This window comes from Martinezella sp. CNPSo 3964 (assembly GCF_057784375.1).
In genome coordinates, this window is the sequence record NZ_JBXSOW010000001.1 from 1 (window position 1) to 21825 (window position 21825).

General features: G+C 58.1%; 23 protein-coding genes, 1 tRNA gene and 1 pseudogene. 9 read left to right on the plus strand and 16 right to left on the minus strand.

The window, feature by feature from the left end:
• Positions 1-158: 158 nt before the first annotated feature.
• Both AC13Q5_RS00005 and AC13Q5_RS00010 read right to left on the minus strand, forming a co-directional pair.
• On the minus strand, positions 159-2168 hold the full coding sequence (locus AC13Q5_RS00005) for an acetyl-CoA carboxylase biotin carboxylase subunit (RefSeq protein WP_488500520.1): 2010 nt from the start codon (positions 2166-2168) through the stop codon (positions 159-161).
• Between the two features lie 81 nt (positions 2169-2249).
• A complete protein-coding gene (locus tag AC13Q5_RS00010; protein ID WP_075856899.1) occupies positions 2250-3185 on the minus strand; it encodes a DMT family transporter in 936 nt (311 codons plus the stop codon).
• A 217-nt stretch (positions 3186-3402) separates the two neighbouring features.
• Between AC13Q5_RS00010 and AC13Q5_RS00015 the strand changes: the two genes are divergently transcribed.
• A complete protein-coding gene (locus AC13Q5_RS00015) occupies positions 3403-3825 on the plus strand; it encodes a helix-turn-helix domain-containing protein (protein WP_488500521.1) in 423 nt (140 codons plus the stop codon).
• Between the two features lie 18 nt (positions 3826-3843).
• Here the strand turns inward: AC13Q5_RS00015 and AC13Q5_RS00020 are convergent, their stop codons facing one another.
• The 3 genes from AC13Q5_RS00020 to AC13Q5_RS00030 form a co-directional block, all read right to left on the minus strand.
• Positions 3844-4038, minus strand: coding sequence for a hypothetical protein (locus AC13Q5_RS00020; protein ID WP_488500522.1), 195 nt, complete (start codon positions 4036-4038; stop codon positions 3844-3846).
• 76 nt (positions 4039-4114) lie between these two features.
• Complete coding sequence (locus AC13Q5_RS00025; protein WP_488500523.1) at positions 4115-4330, minus strand: hypothetical protein; 216 nt, start codon at positions 4328-4330, stop codon at positions 4115-4117.
• A gap of 221 nt (positions 4331-4551) precedes the next feature.
• Positions 4552-4890, minus strand: a complete 339-nt coding sequence (locus AC13Q5_RS00030; RefSeq protein WP_075856903.1) for a hypothetical protein — start codon at positions 4888-4890, stop codon at positions 4552-4554.
• Positions 4891-5203: 313 nt separating this feature from the next.
• On the opposite strand from AC13Q5_RS00030, the pseudogene AC13Q5_RS00035 reads away from it, so the two are divergent.
• A pseudogene (locus AC13Q5_RS00035) lies at positions 5204-5677 on the plus strand (ribonuclease H family protein).
• 204 nt (positions 5678-5881) lie between these two features.
• Here AC13Q5_RS00035 and AC13Q5_RS00040 read toward each other — a convergent pair.
• Positions 5882-5966: transfer RNA gene (locus tag AC13Q5_RS00040), tRNA-Leu, on the minus strand.
• Between the two features lie 239 nt (positions 5967-6205).
• On the opposite strand from AC13Q5_RS00040, the gene lipB reads away from it, so the two are divergent.
• From lipB to AC13Q5_RS00055, 3 genes are all read left to right on the plus strand, one after another.
• Positions 6206-6922 carry a lipoyl(octanoyl) transferase LipB gene (gene lipB / locus AC13Q5_RS00045; protein WP_488500524.1) on the plus strand — a complete coding sequence of 239 codons (717 nt, stop codon included), beginning with the start codon at positions 6206-6208 and terminating at the stop codon, positions 6920-6922.
• A gap of 863 nt (positions 6923-7785) precedes the next feature.
• On the plus strand, positions 7786-8103 hold the full coding sequence (locus AC13Q5_RS00050) for a hypothetical protein (RefSeq protein WP_075856907.1): 318 nt from the start codon (positions 7786-7788) through the stop codon (positions 8101-8103).
• A gap of 585 nt (positions 8104-8688) precedes the next feature.
• Complete coding sequence (locus AC13Q5_RS00055; RefSeq protein ID WP_488500525.1) at positions 8689-9228, plus strand: hypothetical protein; 540 nt, start codon at positions 8689-8691, stop codon at positions 9226-9228.
• Between the two features lie 60 nt (positions 9229-9288).
• On the opposite strand, the gene AC13Q5_RS00060 is transcribed toward AC13Q5_RS00055, so the two are convergent.
• On the minus strand, positions 9289-9783 hold the full coding sequence (locus AC13Q5_RS00060) for a peptide deformylase (protein ID WP_075856910.1): 495 nt from the start codon (positions 9781-9783) through the stop codon (positions 9289-9291).
• A 444-nt stretch (positions 9784-10227) separates the two neighbouring features.
• Between AC13Q5_RS00060 and AC13Q5_RS00065 the strand changes: the two genes are divergently transcribed.
• Together AC13Q5_RS00065 and AC13Q5_RS00070 are read left to right on the plus strand one after the other, a co-directional pair.
• The gene (locus AC13Q5_RS00065) at positions 10228-10617 is read left to right on the plus strand and encodes a MerR family transcriptional regulator (protein ID WP_069612249.1); all 390 of its coding nucleotides are present in this window, start codon (positions 10228-10230) and stop codon (positions 10615-10617) included.
• Positions 10618-10711: 94 nt separating this feature from the next.
• Positions 10712-11161, plus strand: a complete 450-nt coding sequence (locus AC13Q5_RS00070) for a hypothetical protein (RefSeq protein WP_488500526.1) — start codon at positions 10712-10714, stop codon at positions 11159-11161.
• Between the two features lie 46 nt (positions 11162-11207).
• Here the strand turns inward: AC13Q5_RS00070 and AC13Q5_RS00075 are convergent, their stop codons facing one another.
• From AC13Q5_RS00075 to AC13Q5_RS00085, 3 genes are all read right to left on the minus strand, one after another.
• Positions 11208-11681, minus strand: coding sequence for a methyltransferase family protein (locus AC13Q5_RS00075; RefSeq protein ID WP_075856912.1), 474 nt, complete (start codon positions 11679-11681; stop codon positions 11208-11210).
• 12 nt (positions 11682-11693) lie between these two features.
• On the minus strand, positions 11694-12683 hold the full coding sequence (locus tag AC13Q5_RS00080) for a heparan-alpha-glucosaminide N-acetyltransferase (RefSeq protein ID WP_488500527.1): 990 nt from the start codon (positions 12681-12683) through the stop codon (positions 11694-11696).
• A 61-nt stretch (positions 12684-12744) separates the two neighbouring features.
• On the minus strand, positions 12745-13437 hold the full coding sequence (locus tag AC13Q5_RS00085; RefSeq protein ID WP_457880760.1) for a DUF599 domain-containing protein: 693 nt from the start codon (positions 13435-13437) through the stop codon (positions 12745-12747).
• 198 nt (positions 13438-13635) lie between these two features.
• On the opposite strand from AC13Q5_RS00085, the gene AC13Q5_RS00090 reads away from it, so the two are divergent.
• Positions 13636-15045 carry an L-serine ammonia-lyase gene (locus tag AC13Q5_RS00090; RefSeq protein ID WP_488500528.1) on the plus strand — a complete coding sequence of 470 codons (1410 nt, stop codon included), beginning with the start codon at positions 13636-13638 and terminating at the stop codon, positions 15043-15045.
• Between the two features lie 36 nt (positions 15046-15081).
• On the opposite strand, the gene AC13Q5_RS00095 is transcribed toward AC13Q5_RS00090, so the two are convergent.
• On the minus strand, positions 15082-16098 hold the full coding sequence (locus tag AC13Q5_RS00095; protein ID WP_488500529.1) for a serine hydrolase domain-containing protein: 1017 nt from the start codon (positions 16096-16098) through the stop codon (positions 15082-15084).
• A gap of 110 nt (positions 16099-16208) precedes the next feature.
• On the opposite strand from AC13Q5_RS00095, the gene AC13Q5_RS00100 reads away from it, so the two are divergent.
• A complete protein-coding gene (locus tag AC13Q5_RS00100; protein WP_075856982.1) occupies positions 16209-16643 on the plus strand; it encodes a DUF1489 family protein in 435 nt (144 codons plus the stop codon).
• A gap of 98 nt (positions 16644-16741) precedes the next feature.
• Here AC13Q5_RS00100 and AC13Q5_RS00105 read toward each other — a convergent pair whose 3' ends face one another.
• From AC13Q5_RS00105 to pip, 5 genes are all read right to left on the minus strand, one after another.
• Positions 16742-17017, minus strand: a complete 276-nt coding sequence (locus AC13Q5_RS00105; RefSeq protein WP_488500530.1) for a hypothetical protein — start codon at positions 17015-17017, stop codon at positions 16742-16744.
• Between the two features lie 126 nt (positions 17018-17143).
• Positions 17144-18637 (minus strand): D-alanyl-D-alanine carboxypeptidase, encoded by a 1494-nt coding sequence (locus tag AC13Q5_RS00110; RefSeq protein WP_075856918.1) that lies wholly within the window; start codon positions 18635-18637, stop codon positions 17144-17146.
• 117 nt (positions 18638-18754) lie between these two features.
• Complete coding sequence (locus AC13Q5_RS00115) at positions 18755-19498, minus strand: hypothetical protein (RefSeq protein ID WP_488500531.1); 744 nt, start codon at positions 19496-19498, stop codon at positions 18755-18757.
• A 366-nt stretch (positions 19499-19864) separates the two neighbouring features.
• Complete coding sequence (locus AC13Q5_RS00120; RefSeq protein WP_457880765.1) at positions 19865-20470, minus strand: transglutaminase-like cysteine peptidase; 606 nt, start codon at positions 20468-20470, stop codon at positions 19865-19867.
• Positions 20471-20860: 390 nt separating this feature from the next.
• Positions 20861-21823: a prolyl aminopeptidase gene (gene pip / locus AC13Q5_RS00125; protein ID WP_488500532.1), complete on the minus strand. Its 963-nt coding sequence runs from the start codon at positions 21821-21823 to the stop codon at positions 20861-20863.
• Between the last annotated feature and the right edge of the window lie 2 nt (positions 21824-21825).

Sequence of the window (21825 nt, forward strand, 5' to 3'; positions counted from 1 at the left end):
ATCTCATCCCTTCCTGCTGTGATTTGGTCCGCGCGACATTGCCATGGCCGCGCATCGCGGCTCAAGCCAAAATCAGACACTTAGCGTCGCAATCGTCAGGTTTTAGCCGAACAACCGCCGCGCAGTTTTCCGGAATTTACCCGGATGCTCTGATTGGATCACGCGAATTCCATGATGACGGCATCGACGGCGAGGCTTTCGCCCGGTCCGGCATTGATCTTGCCGATGACCAGATCGCGTTCGGCGCGCAGGACATTTTCCATCTTCATCGCTTCGACGATCGCCAGCGTCTCACCTGCCTTGACTTCCTGCCCCTCGGCAACGGCTATGGCGACGACCAGGCCGGGCATGGGGCAGAGCAGCAGTTTCGACGTATCCGGCGGCAGTTTGACCGGCATAAGCTTGTCGAGTTCGGCCTGACGCGGCGTGAACACCTTGGCCCGGACGGAAATACCTTGCCAATCGATGCGCAGGCCATTGAGCACGGTGCGGATCTGGGCCGTCAGCTTGCGGTCGCCGATGGTGCCGACCCATACGGAATCGCCGGGACGCCAATCGCTTGCGACAGTCACGGTCTTGCCGCCGATCTGCATGTCCGTTTCGAAGGGAATGGTCACGACGCTTTCAAGCAGCGTCACAGGCAAATAGTTGGCACCGAGCTTGACGACCCAGCTATCCCGCAGCGGCGCGGCGGCTGGACGCAGCCGGTCGCCATAGCGTTCGCGGCGGTTGGATTCGATCAGGCTGCAGGAAAGGGCGATTGCAGACAGTAAAGCGGTTTGGTCTTCGTCCGGCGTCACCGGCGCGAAACCGTCGGGATATTCCTCGGCAATGAAGCCGGTGGAGAGGCGGCCTTCGCGCCAGCGCGGATGCTTCATCAGCGCAGAGAGGAACGGCATGTTGTGCTCGATGCCGTCGACAACGAAGCCGTCCAAAGCTTCGCCCATGGCTTCGATCGCCTCAAGCCTCGTCGGCGCCCAAGTGCAGAGCTTGGCGATCATCGGATCGTAATACATCGAGATCTCGGCACCTTCGAAGACACCGGTGTCGTTGCGGACGACCGATTTCTCCGTTCGGCCTTCGCGCGGCGGGCGATAGCGCGTCAGGCGACCGATCGAAGGCAGGAAGTTGCGATAGGGATCTTCCGCATAGAGGCGGCTTTCGATCGCCCAGCCATTGAGCCTAATATCTGCCTGCTTGAGCGGCAATTTTTCGCCGGCGGCGACGCGGATCATCTGCTCGACGAGATCGATGGCCGTTACAAGCTCCGTCACCGGGTGCTCGACCTGCAGGCGGGTGTTCATTTCGAGGAAGTAGAAATTCCTGTCACGGTCGACGATGAATTCGACCGTGCCGGCGCTTTGATAGTCGACGGCCTTGGCCAGCGCCACCGACTGCTCGCCCATCGCCTTCCGCGTCGCTTCGTCGAGGAACGGTGAGGGCGCTTCTTCCACGACCTTCTGGTTCCGGCGCTGGATGGAGCATTCGCGCTCGCCGAGATAGACGACATTGCCATGAGCATCGGCCAGAACCTGTATCTCGATGTGCCGGGGGTCTACGACGAATTTCTCGATGAAGACGCGGTCGTCGCCGAAGGAGCTTTTCGCCTCCGAACGGGCGCGCTCGAAGCCGTCGCGCACTTCGTCCTTGCTCCAGGCGATGCGCATGCCCTTGCCGCCACCGCCGGCGGACGCCTTGATCATGACGGGATAACCGATTTCGCCTGCAATTCTCTCTGCATGATCCGCGTCATCGATGATGCCGAGGTAGCCTGGAACAGTGGAAACCTTGGCGGCATTGGCGAATTTCTTCGATTCGATCTTATCGCCCATGGCCTCGATCGCCTTCGGCTTCGGACCGATGAAAACGATGCCTTCCTTTTCCAGTGCCGCGCAGAAGGAGGCGCGCTCAGAGAGGAAGCCGTAACCCGGATGAACCGCCTCGGCGCCGGTCTCTTTACAGGCGGCGATGATCTTGTCGGCGACGAGATAGCTTTCGGAAGCAGGGGCTGGGCCGATATGGACTGATTCATCGGCCATTTCGACATGCAGAGCATCCCGATCGGCATCGGAGTAGACGGCGACCGTGAGGATGCCCATACGGCGTGCGGTCTTGATGACGCGGCAGGCGATCTCGCCGCGATTGGCGATCAGGATTTTCTTGAACATGCAATCTCCGCCCAATACTTCTGCTGTCTCAGTGTTTTAGCCACAAATTGTGCTGTCGGTCCATGTGCAAGATATTTGCGCTCACGCGGTTTTTTCCAATCTCGACTGAACGCGCTCTCGCCAGATGATGAAGAGGCCGGAGCTGACGATGATGGCGATGCCGATCCATTTGGAAAGATTGGGAAAATCGCCGAAGATCGCGTAGCCGAGGACGGTGGCGGAAATGATCTCGAAATATTGAAACGGTGCAAGCAGCGAGAGCGGCGCCAGCCGGAAGGCTCTGACGACGAGCATATGCGCATAGCCCGATATCGAGCCCAGAATCAGCAGAAGCACGAGGCCGAGGGCAGAGGCGGGCAGGGAAGGTTCGAAATCAGCGATGCCAGCGGATGCCCCGGCCAACAGGGTGACCGACATGAACAGCGTGCCGCCAACGCCGGCCATGACCTGCATCGTCATCGGCGAATCCGCCTCGCCGACCGCCCGGTTCATGAACAGGTAGAGCGCAAAGAGGAAGGCGCAGGCAACAGGCAGCAGCGCCTTCAGGCCGAAAATCTCAAAACTCGGCTGGATGACGATCATCGCTCCGACAAAACCGATGACGATCGCCAGCCAGCGCCTCCAGCCGACCTTGTCTCCGAGAAACAGCGCCGAAAGTGCCGTCAGCATGAAGGGTTCGACGAAGTAGATCGCGAAAACATCGGCAAGCGGCATGTATTTGACCGCCGCGAAGAATAGCAGGCTGGCAGCGCCGTGCAGCGCGCCGCGCAGCAGGTTCATCCAGGGGCGCTTTGCCGAAAAGGCCGACCGTCCGGCCATGGTCGCCAGCATCGGCAGCATGCAGACAAGCTGAAAGAAGAAGCGATAGAAGGTCACCTGGCCGGGCGACATGCCTTCGAAGCTCGCCATGTATTTGGCGATCGCATCCATCGTTGGCAGCAGGATCATGGCGCTTGCCATGATCGTCATGCCTCTAAGCGGATTTTGCTGCGTGGGGATGGCGGGAGAAACGGACATGCACGAACATCAAACACAGGACAGGCATGCAATCAAGGCGCGATCAGGAGTGGTTGCAAGTATCGGCAACTGTCATCGGAAAATGTCGCACTTTTCCAATTGGGACAGATCGCAATGGCGAGATGACGCCCTTAGACCTATCTGGAGCTTTGGAAACAGCTAAAACATGAATGCGCGGCACAAAATAGCTGGCGCGACCAGGAAAGGGATCGCACCGATGTTCAAACCAGAACAAGAGACGACCGTTTTTTCGGATGAAGGCGGCGATACGCTAGGTGGGCGTTTGTCCATGGCGCGCGACGCTGCGGGAATCAGTCTCGAAACACTGGCCCGACAACTTGGCGTCAGCGAGGAGACCATGCTCGCGTGGGAATCCGATCGTGCCGAGCCCAATGCTTCCGCGCTGATCAAGATGTCGGCTCTTTTCGATGTTTCTCCGGCGTGGCTGATGACCGGATCGGGTGACGGACCTGGAGAGGACAACGACGAGCGCGCCCTGGAAGCCGTCAGGAATGAGCTTTCGCGGTTGCGAACGGCCTATCAGGAAATCGGCCGGCTGATCGAGACAACGACAAGCCAGCTCGAACGCCTCGACCATCAGATCAAGCTGCGCAATCTCAGCAAGGACGTGGCGCATTGAGCGCGGTGCTGGTCATTTCTAGCTGAGGCGGGCAATCGTATCGTCGAGGTTGTCGATCGCGAGCTGCTCGCGGGCGATCATGCCGTCAAGGTCGATATCCTGGCTAGCCCCTTTTGTATTTGCATTCTGCATCTTCATCGCCAGCAGTTCGTTACGATGGGCGATCTTTTCGCCTCTGATTTTGATAAGCTTCAAGCGAAAATCATCATTCATCTCCAATCCCTCCGTTGGAATGAGTTATCCGCTGTTTCGAACTGTCATTCGTTTTCCGGACTTACCTCCGCTAGCTTCAGTCGTGCCCACGTCCGCGATAGGTCGTGGGAACGCCGGCCTGCTCATGGCATTGGGCGAGAGTTTCCAGCCAGGTTGCCAATCCAACCGGCACCTCGGCATTCCCAGCCTCCATCGCCTCCACCCATGAGAGGTCGCATTGCAGGGCGCTCGCCAGATTGATCGGCGTCCAGCGGATATGCAAAAGGCATTCGGAAAAGCGTTCTGGCGTCATGCATCCTCCAACGTCTCAGGAAATTTCACGGTGCCAGAGAGGAGCGCGAAGTCAAGTGAGCATGAAAATCCGGCCGCTTTTGCCATCAAGGGCGAGGAAGGCGAATTCGCTTGGATTTCAGCCTCCGCTTTGATTATTTTCGCTTCTCCCGTTTTGGATGAAGCCGCTTCGCTCCCACGGCTGCTACCCCATCGTTATGGTGGAAAGGTCCATCAACGAAGTCAGGTTAAAAAGGGCATGATATCGACGCCGTCGCCGGGAAAGACGGTAATATGGGGGTGGTCCTGGAAAAGCCTTGCGGCAGCATCTGCGGTTTCAGCCTCGACCACCAGGTAGCCGCAGAATGGATTGACCGCGTCGGCGACGCCGTTCCTGGTGATGCGAGTCGTCTTTCCCACCATGCCGCCACGATCAAGGATAGAGGCAGCGTTTCTTTCTTCCCACGCAGCCCACTGTGCGATGCCGATAGCATCGACAGCATCCTGCTCGGCTTTGGGTAGGCTTCGAAAAGACGCGAGATCTTCGGGCTTCATAGTGTAAACGGCAAGGAAACGGGGCATGAGCCACCTCCAAGGTTTTCAATGATTGCCAGCTTACACGCCGCGCGCCTGAAAACATCCATGGAAATCTATCATGGTGCGACGCATCGAATGGAACACGACGCGCGTTTTCGTCACCGTCGTCCGCTGCCTTCATTTCCCGCCGCATCATCCTGATAGACGGGCAGGGCATTTACATCGCCCCAAATCGGAGACCGGATTCCATCGTCGTTATCCGCGAGAAAGCGAGAGCGGCCTCTAAGCGAAGGAACCCGTTCGCGAAAGCCCTGGAACTCTCCCCTAGCCACTTCCCTGTTGATGTTATGTTCTCCGCATGACCGACTCGCTTCACATCTACACCGACGGCTCCTTCAACGCCGCCTCCCGCTCCGGAGGATGGGCGTTCGTGGTCTATCAAGGCGACCGACAGCTATATGCCGGTTGTGGCAAGGGGGCCGGCACATCGAACAACACGTTCGAAGTCCTCGCCGTTCTAAACGCAATGGCCTGGATCGCCGCCTAGACTCCGGCACAGCCGGCCACGCTCTGGACGGACGCCGCCCACGTCATAGAAGGCTGCTGTCGGTGGAGGGCAATCTGGCGCACCAACGGCTGGAAGCGGATTACTCCGAACCCGCACACGCGACGCCGGCGGATCCACGACATGGAGATCTGGCAACAACTCGACCGCCTGCTTGAACAGCATCCGAATGTGGTTGTGGAATGGTGCAAGGGGCATTCAGGAGCAGCAGGCAACGAGCTCGCCGACTTCCTGGCGCGCGATGCCGCGTGCTCAGCGGTGACTTAGCCCGCGCTCCTCAGTCACGGAGCGCGATCTGCCGCCTGTAGATGATCGGGTCACCCTTGGTACGAGCAGTTTTCCAAATTCTGGACCCAAAACTGAAGATCCGTTTGGAGGGCTGCAACGCGAGCGCCCAAATTGATGCAAGGCGCAGACCTTTGTGGTTTCGCCAAGGGCTAAAAACAAAAAACCCGGCCAAAGCCGGGTTCTTGGTGCGGTCGAGAAGACTCGAACTTCCACGGGTTGCCCCACAGCGACCTCAACGCTGCGCGTCTACCAATTCCGCCACGACCGCATCGTGGTAGGCCGGATTGCTCCGGCGCGGCTGCATGTAGCAAAAGCATTCGGGGGGCACAAGAGCGATATGTCAGTTTTTTTAAATTCCTTCACAGCTCCTCCGATCACGCCCGTCCGGATATGGCGGAAACGCCTTAGATGTTTGAATTCCCGCCCGAATGGCGCCATATGTGGACATCTCGCCGGCACGCAGGTTTTCCACATATGCGGTCGGCGCGGCGCGCAAAGGACTGCCATATGCTTCGCACAGAACTTTCTCATCAAATGTTTCCCGCCCAAGGCACGCCGCCCGTCCGCTGGCGGATCAGCGATCACCTCGTGCCATATGAAGAGGCAGTCGCCACCATGGAGGCGGAAGTGGCCGCGATTGCCGAGGGGCAGGCGTCGGAACTCGTCTGGCTGGTCGAACATCCGCCACTCTATACCGCAGGCACCAGCGCCAATGCCGCCGATCTGATCGAGCCGGATCGATTTCCGGTCTTTGCCACCGGACGCGGTGGCGAATATACCTATCACGGGCCAGGTCAGCGCGTGGCCTATGTCATGCTGGATCTCAAGTGTCGGCGGCAGGATATCCGCGCCTTCGTGGGCGCGCTCGAAGAGGTCATCATTCGCACGCTCGAATCGATGAATGTACGCGGCGAGAGGCGTGAAGATCGGGTCGGCGTATGGGTCAGGCGCCCAGAAAAGCCGATTCTGCCCGATGGTACCGTGGCCGAGGACAAGATCGCAGCGCTTGGCATCCGCGTGCGCAAATGGGTGACATTTCACGGTCTCTCGCTGAACGTCGATCCCGATCTCGGACATTTCACCGGTATTATTCCTTGCGGAATCTCGGCCTATGGCGTCACCAGCCTTGTCGATCTTGGCTTGCCGGTGATGATGGCGGATGTCGATATCCGCCTTCGTGACGCGTTCGAGCAAGTTTTCGGCGAAACGGTCAATGACGCGTGAAGCCGATCGGTGATCGCGTGAAGAAGACGATCACGGATGTTACGTTGAATTTCAATGCAAAGCGGGACAGGTCAAACGACCTGTCCGATTGACCGCGAAAAACTGCTGCGGCTCACAAGCGGCTCACAAGGGAGCGCCTTCTGCGTCCTCTGCTACGGGCACTTCCAACTCATCCGGAGTGCACCGTTTCGATTTCTCCAAAAGGTCTATCCTGTCTTCTGCCTTGAGAAGATCATGCAGTTTCTGATCGCTCAGTATATTGTCATGATTGTCATGCGAGGTCATGCGGGAAACTCCTTGACCTTCGCAGGCGAGAGCGCGTTGTCTCTCTCAGCCGCCGGCGCCTACGGATTCGGTAGCCAACGGTAAAGATAGCGTACGCCCATTTAGGAGCCGTGGCGAATCATTTGGTGCAATGGTCCATCCACTGCACCTCGCTCGCCAGGAAAAGTGCCCCGAAAGAAAAATGCCCTGGAAGGGAGAGCATCCAGGGCACAGAGAGGGGAACTGCACTAGGGAAGCTAGGGCGACGCGACTGCACTTCAAGATCTGAAGTTCATGATAGGTTGCATCCGCTCCGCAATCGCTCTTATTCCTCGCGAAACAGTGATCGCCAGCGGTTCTTTGATAGGGTCCTAATGACTTTTTCGCTCCGCGCCGTGGTGGTATTATCGTCAGTTAAGAGACGGACGAAAATCCCGATGGTTCCCCACCATCATGCCAAGGCAAGGCGCCTGCGACGTTCGGTGCATCTCATGGCTAGAAATTGCGGACGAGAAAGGTTCCGCAACAGACGGAGAAACGGAAGAAACATTCCGAAACTAGAATTCATTCCCAAACAAATTGCAGGATGGAGTAAGCATATGAGAGCCGTTGTTGGCGCAACCCGTTATTGGAAGACAGGCTGCAAGGCATTGTTTCTCTTTGTCGTGTCTGCTCTGCCGGTCATGGCGCAGACCACTGGTAACAACCAGAATGCCCAGAATTCGGCTTCGAGCTTCAGCTATCGGCGCGCGGATCTTGGCAGCGGCTATTCCACCTCGAGCATTCTGAAGATGCCGAACAACTCGTCCTATTTCGTAACGTGCAATTGCGACGATCGGACGTTGCAGGACATGACGTGCCCGACCCAGTCTTACGCATGCACCTGCGTTCCGCACGCCTATCTGATGTGCCAATAAGAAGGAGGGTGTGGACGAGATATGGTCAAGTCGGCTTCAAGACTGTTGATTGCGGTTTGCGGTACATTCTGCCTTCCTCTCACGGCGTTGGCCCAGCAGGATAACTCGCAGCAAAGCACCGCTTCGACCTATTCCTTCAGCGTCGGGTCTCGCCCGGCCGATATCGGCACCGGCTTTTCAATCTATAGCGCGACATCGGCGACGGCAGATCAACAGTTTCATGTCCAATGCAATTGTCAGGATTTCAGCCTTGCAACAGCAACCTGTCCGGCTTCCCGTTACGAGTGTTATTGCAGCCCAAGCGCATCGCTGACCTGCGAATAGCAGAATCAAGCCTGCCAATGTTTCAGATCGGGGCTGTGGCCTCTTCTACTTCCGGCTGAGCTCAGCGCACCGGCGAACCGCCATCAAAGATTGTCATTCTTGCCAAGCCACTCTTTTTGATGGCTATTTTTGTACAGTTTGCGTTCATGTTCGTCCGCATATGGTGTCTTCCGTCGCCCCCAGATCGCGCGTCGATTGACAATCGATATGGACGATACGATTAATAGTTTCGACATTCGTCATAGAGCGGAGGAAATGCCAATGACAAGTCGTGCCATTCTGTTGATGTCTCTTGCGTCTCTCACAGTTGTAGGCTCGATGGGCCTCGCTTCTTCGGCTTCTGCGCTAACCATGAAAGAGTGCAGCGCCAAATATCAGGCTGCCAAAACCGCTGGTACGTTGAACGGCCAGAAGTGGAATGACTTCCGCGCAACGCAGTGCAGCGCCGATGCCAGCGCCACTACGACGACCACCGCTCCCGCAACCACCGCGCCAGCGGCTACGACGCCTCCCAAGACGACGAAGACGACTGCGGCAGCCAAGGTCGATGCCAGCGAGCCCGACGCCACCAAGCCGCCGGCAGCAGAACCGGCAAAGCCGACGACGGCTGCTCCGGCAGGCGTAACCTTCCCGGCAAAGGTCGACGCCAAGTATGCCAGCGAGACGCCCGGCAAGGGCCGTTTCCACACCTGCGTTGACGCCTACAATGCCGCAAAGGCCAAGAATGCGCTCGGCGGTCTGAAGTGGATCCAGAAGGGCGGCGGCTACTACAGCCTCTGCAACACCAAGCTCAAGGGCTGATTGCCGAGTTTAGCGATGACAGGACGGGCGCTTTCGGGCGCCCGTTTTCGTTTGCAGATTTCAATCCCGCATCTTCTCCCATTTTTTGACAAGCCGGTCGCGCTTGAGCTTGGAAAGCCGCTGGAGCCAGAAAATGCCGTCCAGCTGGTCGATCTCGTGCTGGATGCAGATGGCCAGAAAGTCGTGCGCCTCCGCTTCATGTGTTTCGCCGGCGACATCCTGATAGCGAAAGCGGATCGATTTCGGCCTGACGATCTCCTCCGTCGCTCCGGGCATGGAAACGCTGCCCTCCATATGCCGCATGGTCTCCGGCGACGACCATAGGATTTCCGGATTGATATAGGTGCGCACGCCATCCTCGCGACCAAGTTCGATCACGACGACCCGCTTGAGGACGCCGATATGCGGGCCGGTGATGCCGACGCCGGGCGCGGCCCGCATTGTATCCAGCAGATCGTTGACGAGCGCTCGCAGATCGTCGTCGAAGGCCGTGATGGCGGTGCAGTTGGCTCGTAATAGCGGATCAGGAAAGCGGATGATGGGGCGGACGGGCACGGCACTCTCTATCGGATGGAGGACATAGGTAGAAGGCGGTCAGGATAAGCGAAGATGGCGGAGATGCTATCGTCTAGATGGCTGCGCTTCCCGATGAGCCTTCTCCATTATCCAGTTGTTTTATATCGATTTCAAAAAGGGTCAGTCAGGGGTGTCGGGCAAGCCAGAGGCCTTCCAGCGAAACGGTGTTTGCCATGATTGAGGGTGCGACCGCGGCATTCTAGCATTCCGTACGTCTGTCACATCGATTCGTGGATTGAGTCGCTGGGGCGTCACCTATCTTTGTGACCATTACTATCGAATTTACTGGAAATTTCGCCCCTTAGGCCTTGCGAGCCTATAGTTTTGCGCTGCGCTGGCGGGTTCGGAGCTGACTGGAACCCATGAAAATTGACTATTACGTAAAAGTCAATATTATCGTGGGAAGCAGATAGGGGCGGATTCTTGGTCGACGGATATTATAGCATAACGGAGCTCACTCGGGAATTCGGGGTTTCGACCCGGACCTTGAGGTTCTATGAGGACGAGGGTCTCATCCACCCTGAGCGCAGAGGCCGCACGCGCCTGTTCCGTCCGGCCGACCGGCGTCTCATCATGGAAATCCTGCGCGGCCGTCGCATCGGCTTCACCATCGCCGAGATTCGCGAGATCATTCAGGTCTACAAGGAGCCTCCGGGCGAAATCGGCCAGCTGAAGCTGCTGATGAAGCGCGTCGATGAGAAGCGCGACGAGTTGCGCCAGAAGCGTAAGGATATCGACGATACGCTGAGCGAACTCGATAATGTCGAGGAAGCCTGTCTCGGGCGCCTCGCCGAAATCGGCGTCGGGACGTGAACATCTCAATCACGGCTAAGCAGACAATTTCTCAGCCATAGTTCCCCCAAGAACGCTTTCTACAAGCGAAGCGTTCCGTGGGGGATTTCATGGCGTGGTAACAAGAATCTCGTCTGTCTTTGCTATTCTCGCTGCCGCTATCCTGGCGAGCCCCAATTGCGGTTCAGCCGCCGACGCAGCACAGTCTGATGTGCCAGTCGCCTATGGCCTTTTGCTTGACGGCAAGGACGCGACCTATGGCCAACAGATCTGCCATCTTTATTCTCGCTGCCAGCTTATCGACGATCAGAAGACCCAGATTGAAGTGAGCGTGACCATCGACTCCACGCAGCGTCTATCTGGCGAGGTCGCTGTTCAGTGCGGCAAACCCGACTGCTCCTTCCGAAACGAAAAAACGTCCACCAGGCTGGAAGGCGCCGTCGGTGGAGACAGGTCTCGCCAATTCGAACTCTATGCCGGCGACGGTCGGTCAGTCATGAGCAATCTAGTTTATCGCACGAGAACGAGTATCGGTCGGATCTTCTTTCTCTTTGGAAATCAGTAGGTAACGCCGGAACGATTCCTTCAGCCGTCCTCCAATCCCTTCGCTTTCAAAGCCAGCGGCGCGTGCGCTTGCAGTAGAATTCGAATTCGCAGCCGAAGCGCGAGAGGAGATGCATCTCTTCGCAGCGGATGACGAGCAAGGTCGTCAATGCCGCTGCCAAAGCAGCCGTCGCCAGGAACCAGAGATTGCCGATCAGCAGACCCATTCCTGCGGTCAGCAACGTATAGCCGAGATAAGTCGGATTGCGGGTAAGGCGGAAGGGGCCTGTGGTCACCAGATGCGCGCTGCAACGCTGGGTCAGTACCGTCGTGCGGCGCTCCAGCAACGTCTTGACGGCCCAGACGTTCAATGTCACCGCGAAGGCCGTCAAAAGGGCGCCGATAACCCATGAAACAAGCGCCCAGACAAAGGGCAACGGCAACGGATACAACCGCTGCAGGCACAGCGCCGCGACAATGGCGAGGCTATAGAGCAGCGGCGGCCACGGAAAACTCAGCGACTTCGAACGATAGGCATTCATCGAATAACCCTGTCATTGCGCTTCATCCGTACATTGTATCGCGATTCGGCTTACACGTTCATCGCTATCTGCTTTGATCGCCCCGGATTCGAGGGGTTTGAAAAGGTCCTGGGCCTGCAGTTTGTCGAGCGTGCATTGGCAGAAGCTGCGGCACATGGCTTCGCTGCCCGACCGCGTGCAGGACGCCACGCATTGCCTGATATAGCCGACAGCCGGGTCTTGCGGCGGAGCCGGAGCGACCAGCGACAGAAGATAGACGAGACCAAACAGCACCGGCTGGTGGACCAGATAGAAGATCAGGCTGTGGCGGCCCGCGCGGGCGACGAGATTGTGGCCAGGGCCGAATTTGGCCAGGCGCTCCAGCCAGCCCAGAGAGGTCGCCAATTGCGCCACGCCGAGGCCGAACAGGAATGGCGTCAACCATGGAAAAAGCGGCACATAGTCATTCGACCGTTGGATATTTTCCGAAAGACCGATCCACCACAGCCAGGGCGCGTCAAAAAACGTCGAATGCAGCGACAGCGGCGCAACGATATTGTCGATGATGATGCCGACCGCCAGCAGCGCAGCAATCAGAAGCGTGGCGAATGCCGGTAGGCGCAGGAACAGAAGTCCGATGAGACTTGCCGCCGCGATGCTGTGCAGGATACCGAAGAATATCCATTCGTCGCGCATGCCGATGAAGGTGACGAGCGAGATGGCAGCGGCCGCCGCGACGATCATGCCCAGCCGCCGCCAGTAGGAACGCCAGCGAATCTCCGGCATATTGGCAAGCACGAGGCTGAAGCCTGCCAGGAACAGGAAGGTGCTGGCGATCGCGCGGGCGTAAAGCTTCAGCCAGCCCGTTTCCGCCGTGCCGGAATCGAGATAGCCGAAGAATTCGAAATCCCAGGTGCAATGGTAGCTTGCCATGGCCAGGAGCGCGATGCCGCGCGCCGTGTCCAGAATGCCGATGCGGGGCGTCTTTTGCGGTGCATCGGCACTCTCGGCGATAGCGACCATTGGCGGGTCCTTCCAGGCATGAACTCAAATCACGAGCGCCGCTTGGGACGGCGCGAGCATGTCATGGCACATCGCCATCCATAATGGCCAGACGGGCATCGGAAAAAAACTGCCGGCGGACCAGCACGATGATGATGAACATGGTCGTGACCATGAAAACGTATGGGCTCAGAAACCAGCCGAGATAGCCGATCGACAGGAAGATGGCGCGCAGGCCGGAGTTGAAGTTCCGGGCTGCGATGATGTTCATGCGGATGACGCGCTCGGCGGCGCGTTCGGCGCGCACGGGATCACGGATGGCATCTTCCAGCATGGGCAGCGAGCCGAAGAGAATGGTGCAATAGTTGAACAGCCGGTAGGCCCAGCCGAATTTGAAGAAAGCATAGCCAAAGAGGCAGGCAAGCCCGGCCACTTTGATTTCGAAGGCTGCACGGCCGCCGTTGAAGATGAAGGGCATGTCGGAGAAGAAGGCATTGATCTTATCGGTGGCGCCGAGCAGCGCAAAGCAGCTGCCGATGGCGAAGATGGAGGTGGAGGCGAAGAAGCCGGTGCCGTTCTGCAAGCCTGAGAGGATCTGGGTGTCGATCATCTTCAGATCGCGGCGAAGCGAATTATAGATCCATTCCCGTCGGCGCTCGTTCATCGCCAGCGTCAGGCTGGTACGATTGAAGAAGCTGGCGCTGCTGACGATCCAGTTCAGCGCGACCCAGAGAAAGATGAAGAGGGCGAGGGCGACATAGTCGGCAGTCGTCATAAAGGGAGATTCTCCAGATCAATCCGATGTGGACTGTAGCGCAGCGCGTGCCGCGCGCAATGGCCTTCTGTTTGCCTACCCGAATGCCTATATGTAATGTCGCTGCCATGAAATCCGATGTCGGCCAATCGCCGTGCAAGCTTGCCCCGATAGCGTAGCGTTGCCGGAAATCGATTTGCCTGGAGGCACCAAAAGTCCATGTTTCTTTCAGTTTTCGATGTGTTCAAGATCGGTGTGGGACCGTCCAGCTCGCACACGATGGGGCCGATGTCGGCCGCGAATCGCTTCCTCGACCTCGTGCTTTCGAACGAATGGCCGCGCCCGTCTTCGAACGTGCATGTCGAGTCGATCAAGGTCAGCCTGCATGGCTCGCTCGCCCATACGGGCATCGGCCATGGAACGGGCAGGGCTGTCATTCTCGGCCTGATGGGCGAAAGGCCCGATAGCGTCGATCCCGACCATATGGACGGCATCATAGACGAGGTCGAGCGCAGCGGGCGCATCACGCCGCCCGGGCATCCGGCCTATCAGTTCCAGCCGAAGACCGACCTCATCTTCGACAAGAAGGTGCCTCTTCCAGGCCATGCCAACGGCATGAGCTTCTCGGCCTTCGACAAGGACGATCGCCTGCTTGTCAAGCGCATCTATTATTCCGTCGGCGGCGGCTTCGTTGTCACCGATACCGAGCTGGAGCAGATGAAGGCCGACCGGAAGAAGCCTGCCGCGGCAGGCGAGCGCGTTCCGTTTCCTTTCGCCAGCGCCAAGCAGATGCTGGAAATGTCCGAGCGTTCCGGCCTTTCCATCGCGCAGATGAAGCGCGCCAATGAAGAGACGCATATGAGTGCCGAGGAGCTGGATGCCGGCCTCGACCGCATCTGGGCTGCCATGAGCAGTTGCATCGATCGCGGCCTCAAAGTCGATGGCATCATGCCCGGCGGGCTGAAGGTGCGCCGACGTGCGCGGGCGATCCACGACAAGCTGCAGGAAGAATGGCGCAGCAACCGCATCAATCCGGTGCTCGCCAACGATTGGCTCAGCGTCTACGCCATGGCCGTCAACGAAGAGAATGCGGCCGGCGGCCGCGTCGTGACGGCGCCGACCAATGGTGCGGCCGGCGTCATTCCGGCGACGATCCGCTATTATCAGCATTTCCATGAGGATTGGGATCAGGACGGTATTCGCAACTACCTGCTGACGGCTGCTGCCGTTGGCGGCATCATCAAGCACAATGCCTCGATTTCCGGCGCCGAAGTCGGCTGTCAGGGCGAGGTGGGTTCGGCGGCTGCGATGGCAGCAGCGGGACTTGCCGCCGTCATGGGCGCGACGCCGGAGCAGATAGAAAATGCCGCCGAAATCGCGCTGGAGCATCACCTCGGCATGACCTGCGATCCGATCGCCGGTCTCGTTCAGGTGCCGTGCATCGAACGAAACGCGCTCGGCGCGGTCAAGGCGGTCACGGCTGCCTCGCTCGCCATTAAGGGTGACGGCCAGCATTTCGTGCCGCTCGACGCCTGTATCGAGACCATGCGTCAGACGGGTTACGACATGAGCGAGAAATACAAGGAAACCTCGACGGGTGGCCTTGCTGTGAATGTGGTGGAATGCTGATGCTGCCCAGGGTCGAAACGCAACCTTGGGCAAAGATCATTTGCTTATGGGAGTAGTGACGGGGACGCCGGCCACGCGGCTTCCCAGAAGCATGACTTGCAGCTGCTCGATTTGAGCACTGCTTGGCCCGTTATTGGCGTCGCAGACCCTGTGAACCAAGACCGTCGCTATGTCCGGAAACACCATGAGATATTGGTTTCCCATGCCGGACGCCCAGTAAAATGGCTTGTCCTTGACGATTTCGGCGGCGGCTGTCGGCGGCTGCAATGCGTATCGTCCGATCCACCAGCTATAGCCAAAACCCGCACCACGCCCGAGATCCGTATAAGGCACGGTGCTTCTGCTGATCCATTCCGCCGGAATGATCTGGGCATCACGCCATCGGCCGCTATTCACCAGGAGCACGCCCAAGCATGCCAGGTCACGCGCGGACATTCTGATCTTGTAGGCTGGATGGATCGATTGAGGTATCGTCTTGAAATAGAAGTGTTCCGGCCGGAAATCCTGCATTTGGAGCGGGATTGCAATACGGTGGGAAAAATCGTCAGCAAGCGGAACGCCGCTCAGTTGCTGGAGGATAACCCCCAGAATATTGAAGCTCCAATTGTTGTAGAACCATTGTTCTCCGGCGACATGGGCGCCTCGGGGCGGCAGGAGGGCCCGATCCTGATCGGCGGCGGCGTGATAGACCCCCGATCTCGACATCAAAAGATCAGCGATCGTCGCCTGCTTCTCTTTCGGTGTCAGTGCCGGTTCGCAATCATCGATATCCAGTTCGGCGAGAGTCATAGCCAGATCGATCGTACCCTCGATCTCATGCATGCCGATCAATGCGCTCAGCAGGCTTTTGCGCATCGAGGCGATGCCGGTCACATCGGCAATCTTACCCCATGAACTCACAATCAGGCCATCTTGCACGATCATGATCGCGGACGATCCGATGGTTTGCGCATAGCGGTAGGCATTTGCGAGAGCAGTGCTGGACCAGCCGAACTGGCCGGGATCATCCGCTGCCGTCCACTCGTTTGGTGGGTAATCCGATGCGCTGCCCATAATCGCCTCCGAAAGAATCACCTCTTGCGCTGTCAGAGGATGTTACCCACTCTGTGGATGTCGATAGCGAAAAGCTTGACGCTGCCGGGCAAAAGGATTTCAACGGCACTATGGCTTTACATCTCATCAAATTGTGCGTCGGCGCGGATTCATTGGAGGACCTGCGCGAATGGGTGTCCGAGCGGGCGATGAACGCCATTGCCGCCGGACTGGAGCCTCATACGACCCATACGACACGCATGGTGCCGAAGCGGGTGGAAGAGCTGCTGGACGGCGGCTCGCTCTATTGGGTGATCAAGGGGCAGGTGCAGGCAAGGCAGAAGCTTCTCGGGATCGAGACCTTCACCGACGCGGAAGGTATTCATCGCTGCCGGCTCATTCTCGATCCGAGCGTCATCGAAACGACCGGGCAGCCGCGGCGCCCATTTCAGGGCTGGCGTTATCTGCCGCAAGACGATGTGCCCCGCGACCTCGACAGTCTCGGCGCGGCGGCTGAATTGCCCGCCGATCTGCGGCGGGAGCTTTCCGAACTCGGTTTGCTGTAGGGCGTCTGCTCAGAGCGGCTCTGCTTTGAACCGCTCTATCCTGTTGTTTTCACGCGGCTCCAGATGGAAAACCGCTACGCATTTTTCCGAAAACTGCCTCAGCGCAGCCGCATCATGATCGGAGCTCGGCCGGTCGGCGCAGCGATGTGCAGATGAATATGCGCTTCCGGTTGCGAATAGCGCCAGGCGCGTGCGCCGTGGCAGAGCAGGATGCCGATCAGATCTTTCGTCTTGTTGCGCGAGCGCGAACGGCTGAGACCGAGGTCCGCCAGTCGCATCGCCGCTTCATGCAGCGGATGAAGAGCAAAGCTCTTCTGTTTCATCTTGCCCCCGCTATCGAGCGAGAAACCGGGAAAGTTCTCGTTCATTGCCATTTCAAAACCCCGTACACGTTACCAAATCAGGGCCGGCCCGTTTGACATTCGGGACCGGAAAGCCGGGCGAGACACAAAGCCCGGCCAATCTACAAACCATGCGGCGCGAAGATCGCGGCCGCATTCCTATTCCATGCTTGCCCAGCACTTCACGCCGGCGCGCTTGAGCGCCTTGCAGGCATTCATTGCTTCGCTCTGATCTTCAAAACCACCAAAACGGGCGCGGTAACCGCCATCGAAGGCGACCGCATAGGGCTTGGCCGAACGCAGGGCCTTCCCGCCCTTGTTCTTTGCCGTATCAAGCAGATCGGTCGCGCCATCCTTGCTGGAGGAAATGCCGATCTGAACAACCCAGCCCGTCGGCCCACGCTCAGCTTTGTCAGCCTTAGCAACCTTTTCGGATTTCTCGGCCCGCTGCAGCTTGACGAGTTTCGTATCACTCTTGGAGGTCGATGCGGTCGTTACGGTATCGACCTCGTCCTCATCGGCATCGTCTGAGGATCCGGCGGAGGCTGCTTCATCATAGGCAGGACGCTGGACAGGCTTTGCGGCGAGCAACGGATTACTCGACTGCGGTGCCACCGCCGCAAAAGCCGCCGCGCTGGATGGGCTGGAATCGGCGACTTCGGTCGTTCCGTCATTCTTGATCTTTGCGCGACTGATATCCGCCATGCGTGCGCTGGCTGCCTGCACATTCGGCGTCGCAGCCGGGACCTGGGCGATCACATTGGAAGCGATGTGCTTCGTCGATGCCGCAGGCAGATAGTCGGCGATCAGCTTACGCATCTGATTGTCTCGAGCCGGTGTTGAAGCGCCGCCAAGGACGACGCCGACGATGGAGCGACCATCGACTTTCACAGAGGTCGCGAGATTATAGCCGGCAGCACGCGTATAACCGGTCTTGATGCCATCGACGCCGCGCACGGAGCCAACCAGGCGATTGTGGCCAAGGATCGTGCGGTTGCCGAGCCGGAAGCTCGTTTCGGAGAAGAAACCGTAATATTCCGGGAAATGCTCGCGCAAGGCGATGCCAAGGCGGGCCTGGTCACGAGCCGTGGTCATCTGTGCGGTATTCGGCAAGCCATTCGGGTTGCGATAGGTCGTGCGCGTCATGCCGAGTGCCCGCGCCTTGTCGTTCATCATGCGGGCGAAGCCCTCTTCGGAGCCACCAAGCATTTCGCCGAGCGCCATTGCGGCATCATTGGCAGATTTGGTGACGATGCCGAGGATTGCCTCGCGAACGGTCACGGAGCGACCGGCACCAATACCGAGCTTGGTCGGCGCCTGAGCGGCGGCGTTCCTCGAAAATACAACGGGAGTATCGAGGGTGATGCGCCCGGCTTCAAGCGCTTCGAAGGTCAGATAGACCGTCATCATCTTGGTCAGCGAGGCGGGGTAGTGCAGCGTGTCGGCATTTTCACTGTAGAGAACGTTGCCGGTATTGGCGTCGATGACGATGCCGGCATATTTCGGACCGGCCGCGCTCGCATCAATGACAGTCACCGTGACCGTCGCAGTCGCGATCGAAAAACCAAGAAGCGCTCTCGCCAGAATCCTACCGGTTTGAGATGACGAAACGGAAAGAATGGATCTGGACACTAAATCACTCTCTGCTTGCATTTACATTCTCGATTATCCGGCCGCCGCCTCCATGAACGGCCATTCCGTTCAACAGTAGAGGCTTAGCGTTACCAATCGGTTTATGATGAACAGTTGGTTTCATGTTTCTGCGCCATTTTAGCGGCCGCCCACGGCTGTCGCCGCAGGCGCGACGTTATCCACAAGGCGCGTCTTGACGAAGTTCTGGACAGCTGCATCCATGGCGCGCCAGTCGCCCAACTGAGTGCTGGAAAAGCGGTAGAGAACGCTCAAATCCTTGCCGACCTTGATGTCTCTCTGACAGTCGCCACTGGTTGCCAGCGTCGGTGAAGAGGGTAGGAGGCAGCGCACGACATAATCGGTCTCGCCGGTCCGCGGCGCCGTCAAAAGGATTTCGTCATTATAGCCGGCATCCGCGCGAAGCCGATGCGCCGTCAGGCCGAAGGGGCCGGCATAGGCAGCCCCATCCATCAGCTGCGAATAGATCGGACCGAGCCGGCCGGACATGTCACGGGACATCGTGCTCTGGCTGATTTGCAGGAAGATCAGCGAGGATGATTGCGAGATATCGTCGAAGCGTATGCGATCGGATTCGCTGTAGCCCTGCATCTGCGGCCAGGTCAGATAGAGATCGACGCGCTCGGCGGTGCCGTCCGCGCGCTCGCTCGGAAAGCGGATCGTGTTTGCGGCGAGACGCATCGTGTCGTCGCCGATCGTAACAGAGATAGGCTTGGTATCGGTTGTGTGGCCTGCAAGCGAAATTTTCTCACCAAGCCAGTGTCCACCGACGGATATGGCGACAGTCAAGGCTGCCAGAACGGCAACACCTGCCGTGAGCCGATAGACAAATCCGCTCGATATCAGCGGTCTTTCTTCGACCATTGTTGCTGCGGGTGACAGAGGAGGAGCCATACTCTTGCCTTCATTACCTTCCGCTCCGATCGCCATCGTTGATGGCAAAACCTCGCGGTGTCTGACTTTTTTGAGTCTCGGTGGAAATGATGATTGGCGCCACGATAGTTAACCGACGGTTAAATATAAGTCGCAACCCATGCTAATGGCACACTTAAATTCCCGGGATATTTTCAGCGCTTGCCTTGAGGCCAGCCACCAAACGAAAAAGAGCCGTTCCCCGGGACAGTGGGAACGGCTCGGAGGCACCGGCCTGGACAGAAATCAGGGGACGAGACCGGGCCTCTGACTTTGACCATCGACGCTAGGCCGCCGATGATCCTGTGTGAAGAGCGCTTACTTCAAGCTGCCGACCGCGACGGCGCGACCATCCTGGATCTTGACCCAGCGGGCCGGGTGATCGGCGGACTGGCGCTTGAGGAAGGTATATTCGGTCTCGGACCAGAGCTTCACCTTGTTGCGCATATTATCGAGAATGAAATCGCCACGATCTGTGCGAACTGTCAGCACGGCATGGCCTTCGCCGTTCGGCTGCAGCACGACGGTCATGAGCAAATCGGAAGGCGAGAAGCCGGCATCGATGAGTTGCTTGCGCTTCAGGAGCGCAAAATCTTCGCAGTCGCCGGCGGTGGTCGGGATCGCCCACTTCTCTTCGACACCGTAAAGTTCCATATCGGTCATCGGCTTGATGGTCGTGTTGACCGTGTAATTGATCTTCAGGATCGTCTTCCAGCTGTCCTCGTTGAGGATCATCGGGCCTGCGTCACCGCCGGAATAGGCGCATTCACGCGGGTTTTCCTTGCAGAACTCATAGTGACCGATCGGAGGGGCAGCGTCGCCGGTGATCGTCATGTTGGCGGGTGCTGCCTGAGCAAGACCGAAGAAGCCAAAAGTGAAAAGCGCCAGAGCGGCAAAGCCGCGAAGTACGATTTGAAAGTTCATGTCCCTGTCCCTGTTTTTATTGGGATCAGAATGACACGCGTGATTTTATCTGACGCAAAATTGCACAGTCAAATTAATGGCTTAGTTGAATCAAATCTGGAGAAAATTCTCATAAAACACGCAGAAAACTTGATTCAAGTTCGCGGTAAATTCGACTAAAATTTGAATGAATTTGGTATCGAATACGAGGAGCCAAAATCACGCCTTGCGTTGTGTTGGAAGGAATCCCCGAAACGGATTTCTTAACGCCAGAATATCTGTTCTGGCGGAAGGTATCCCGGAACGATGCAGAACGGTGGCGACGAAGTGGTGTCTAAACACCAAAATTGACAGTTTTCGACCGGGTCTGTGCCATTTTGGGAAAGCCGGCTCAAAAAATATTTTTGATTTTTATTGCTGGATATCGCAGCGAAAAGCGTCGGTCGCGCGGATGATCGCGGCAGCCATCTCTGCGACTTCAGGCGAGTGGGCAGCGTTCGCAACGACCACCAGCTCCGCCCCCGGCCATGCCTGCGACAATTCCCAGGCGGTCACGAGCGGCGCCTCGAGGTCCATGCGGCCCTGGATCATCGTGCAGGGGATGCCGGCAAGCCGGTGGATGTCGCGCAGGATCTGCCGCTCCTCGAGCCAGGCCAGGTGATGGAAGTAGTGTGTGATGATCCGGGCGCGAGCCGTGAGATAACGCGGGTCGGACCAACGCGGCGAAAGGGCTGCGCGCGGATCGACCAGGATCGAGGCGGACTCCCATTCGTGCCAGTCTCTGGCGGCCCTCACATGGATTGCGGGATCGAGGTCGAGCAGAAGGCGATAATAAGCTGAAACCAGATCGCCATCGCGCTCCTGCTCCGGCACGGCAACCCGAAATCGAGCCCATTGCTCCGGAAAGAAACGGCCGAGACCTTGATAGAGCCAATCGATTTCCGATTGTCTCGTCATGGTGATACCAACGAGGAGCAAGCCTTCAACTCGTTGCGGATGGGTTTCGGCATAGGCAAGCGCAAGCGTGCAGCCCCAGGAATTGCCGAATACGATCCAACTTTCCACGCCGAGCCGCAATCGCAATAGCTCGATATCGGCAATTGTGTGCCAGGTGGTATTGGCCGAAAGATCGATCGCCGGTTCCGACGCATGCGGAAGGCTTTTGCCGCAGCCGCGCTGGTCGAACTGGATGATCCGGTAATAGTGCGGGTCAAAATAGCGCCGCGTTCCAGCAGAACTCCCGGACCCCGGCCCGCCGTGCAGGACAACGACAGGCCAACCTTCGGGATTGCCCGATTGCATCCAATAGATCTGCTGGCCGTCACCGACCTCAAGCAGGCCTTCGGCAAAAGGAGTTGTATCCGGATAAAGCATTG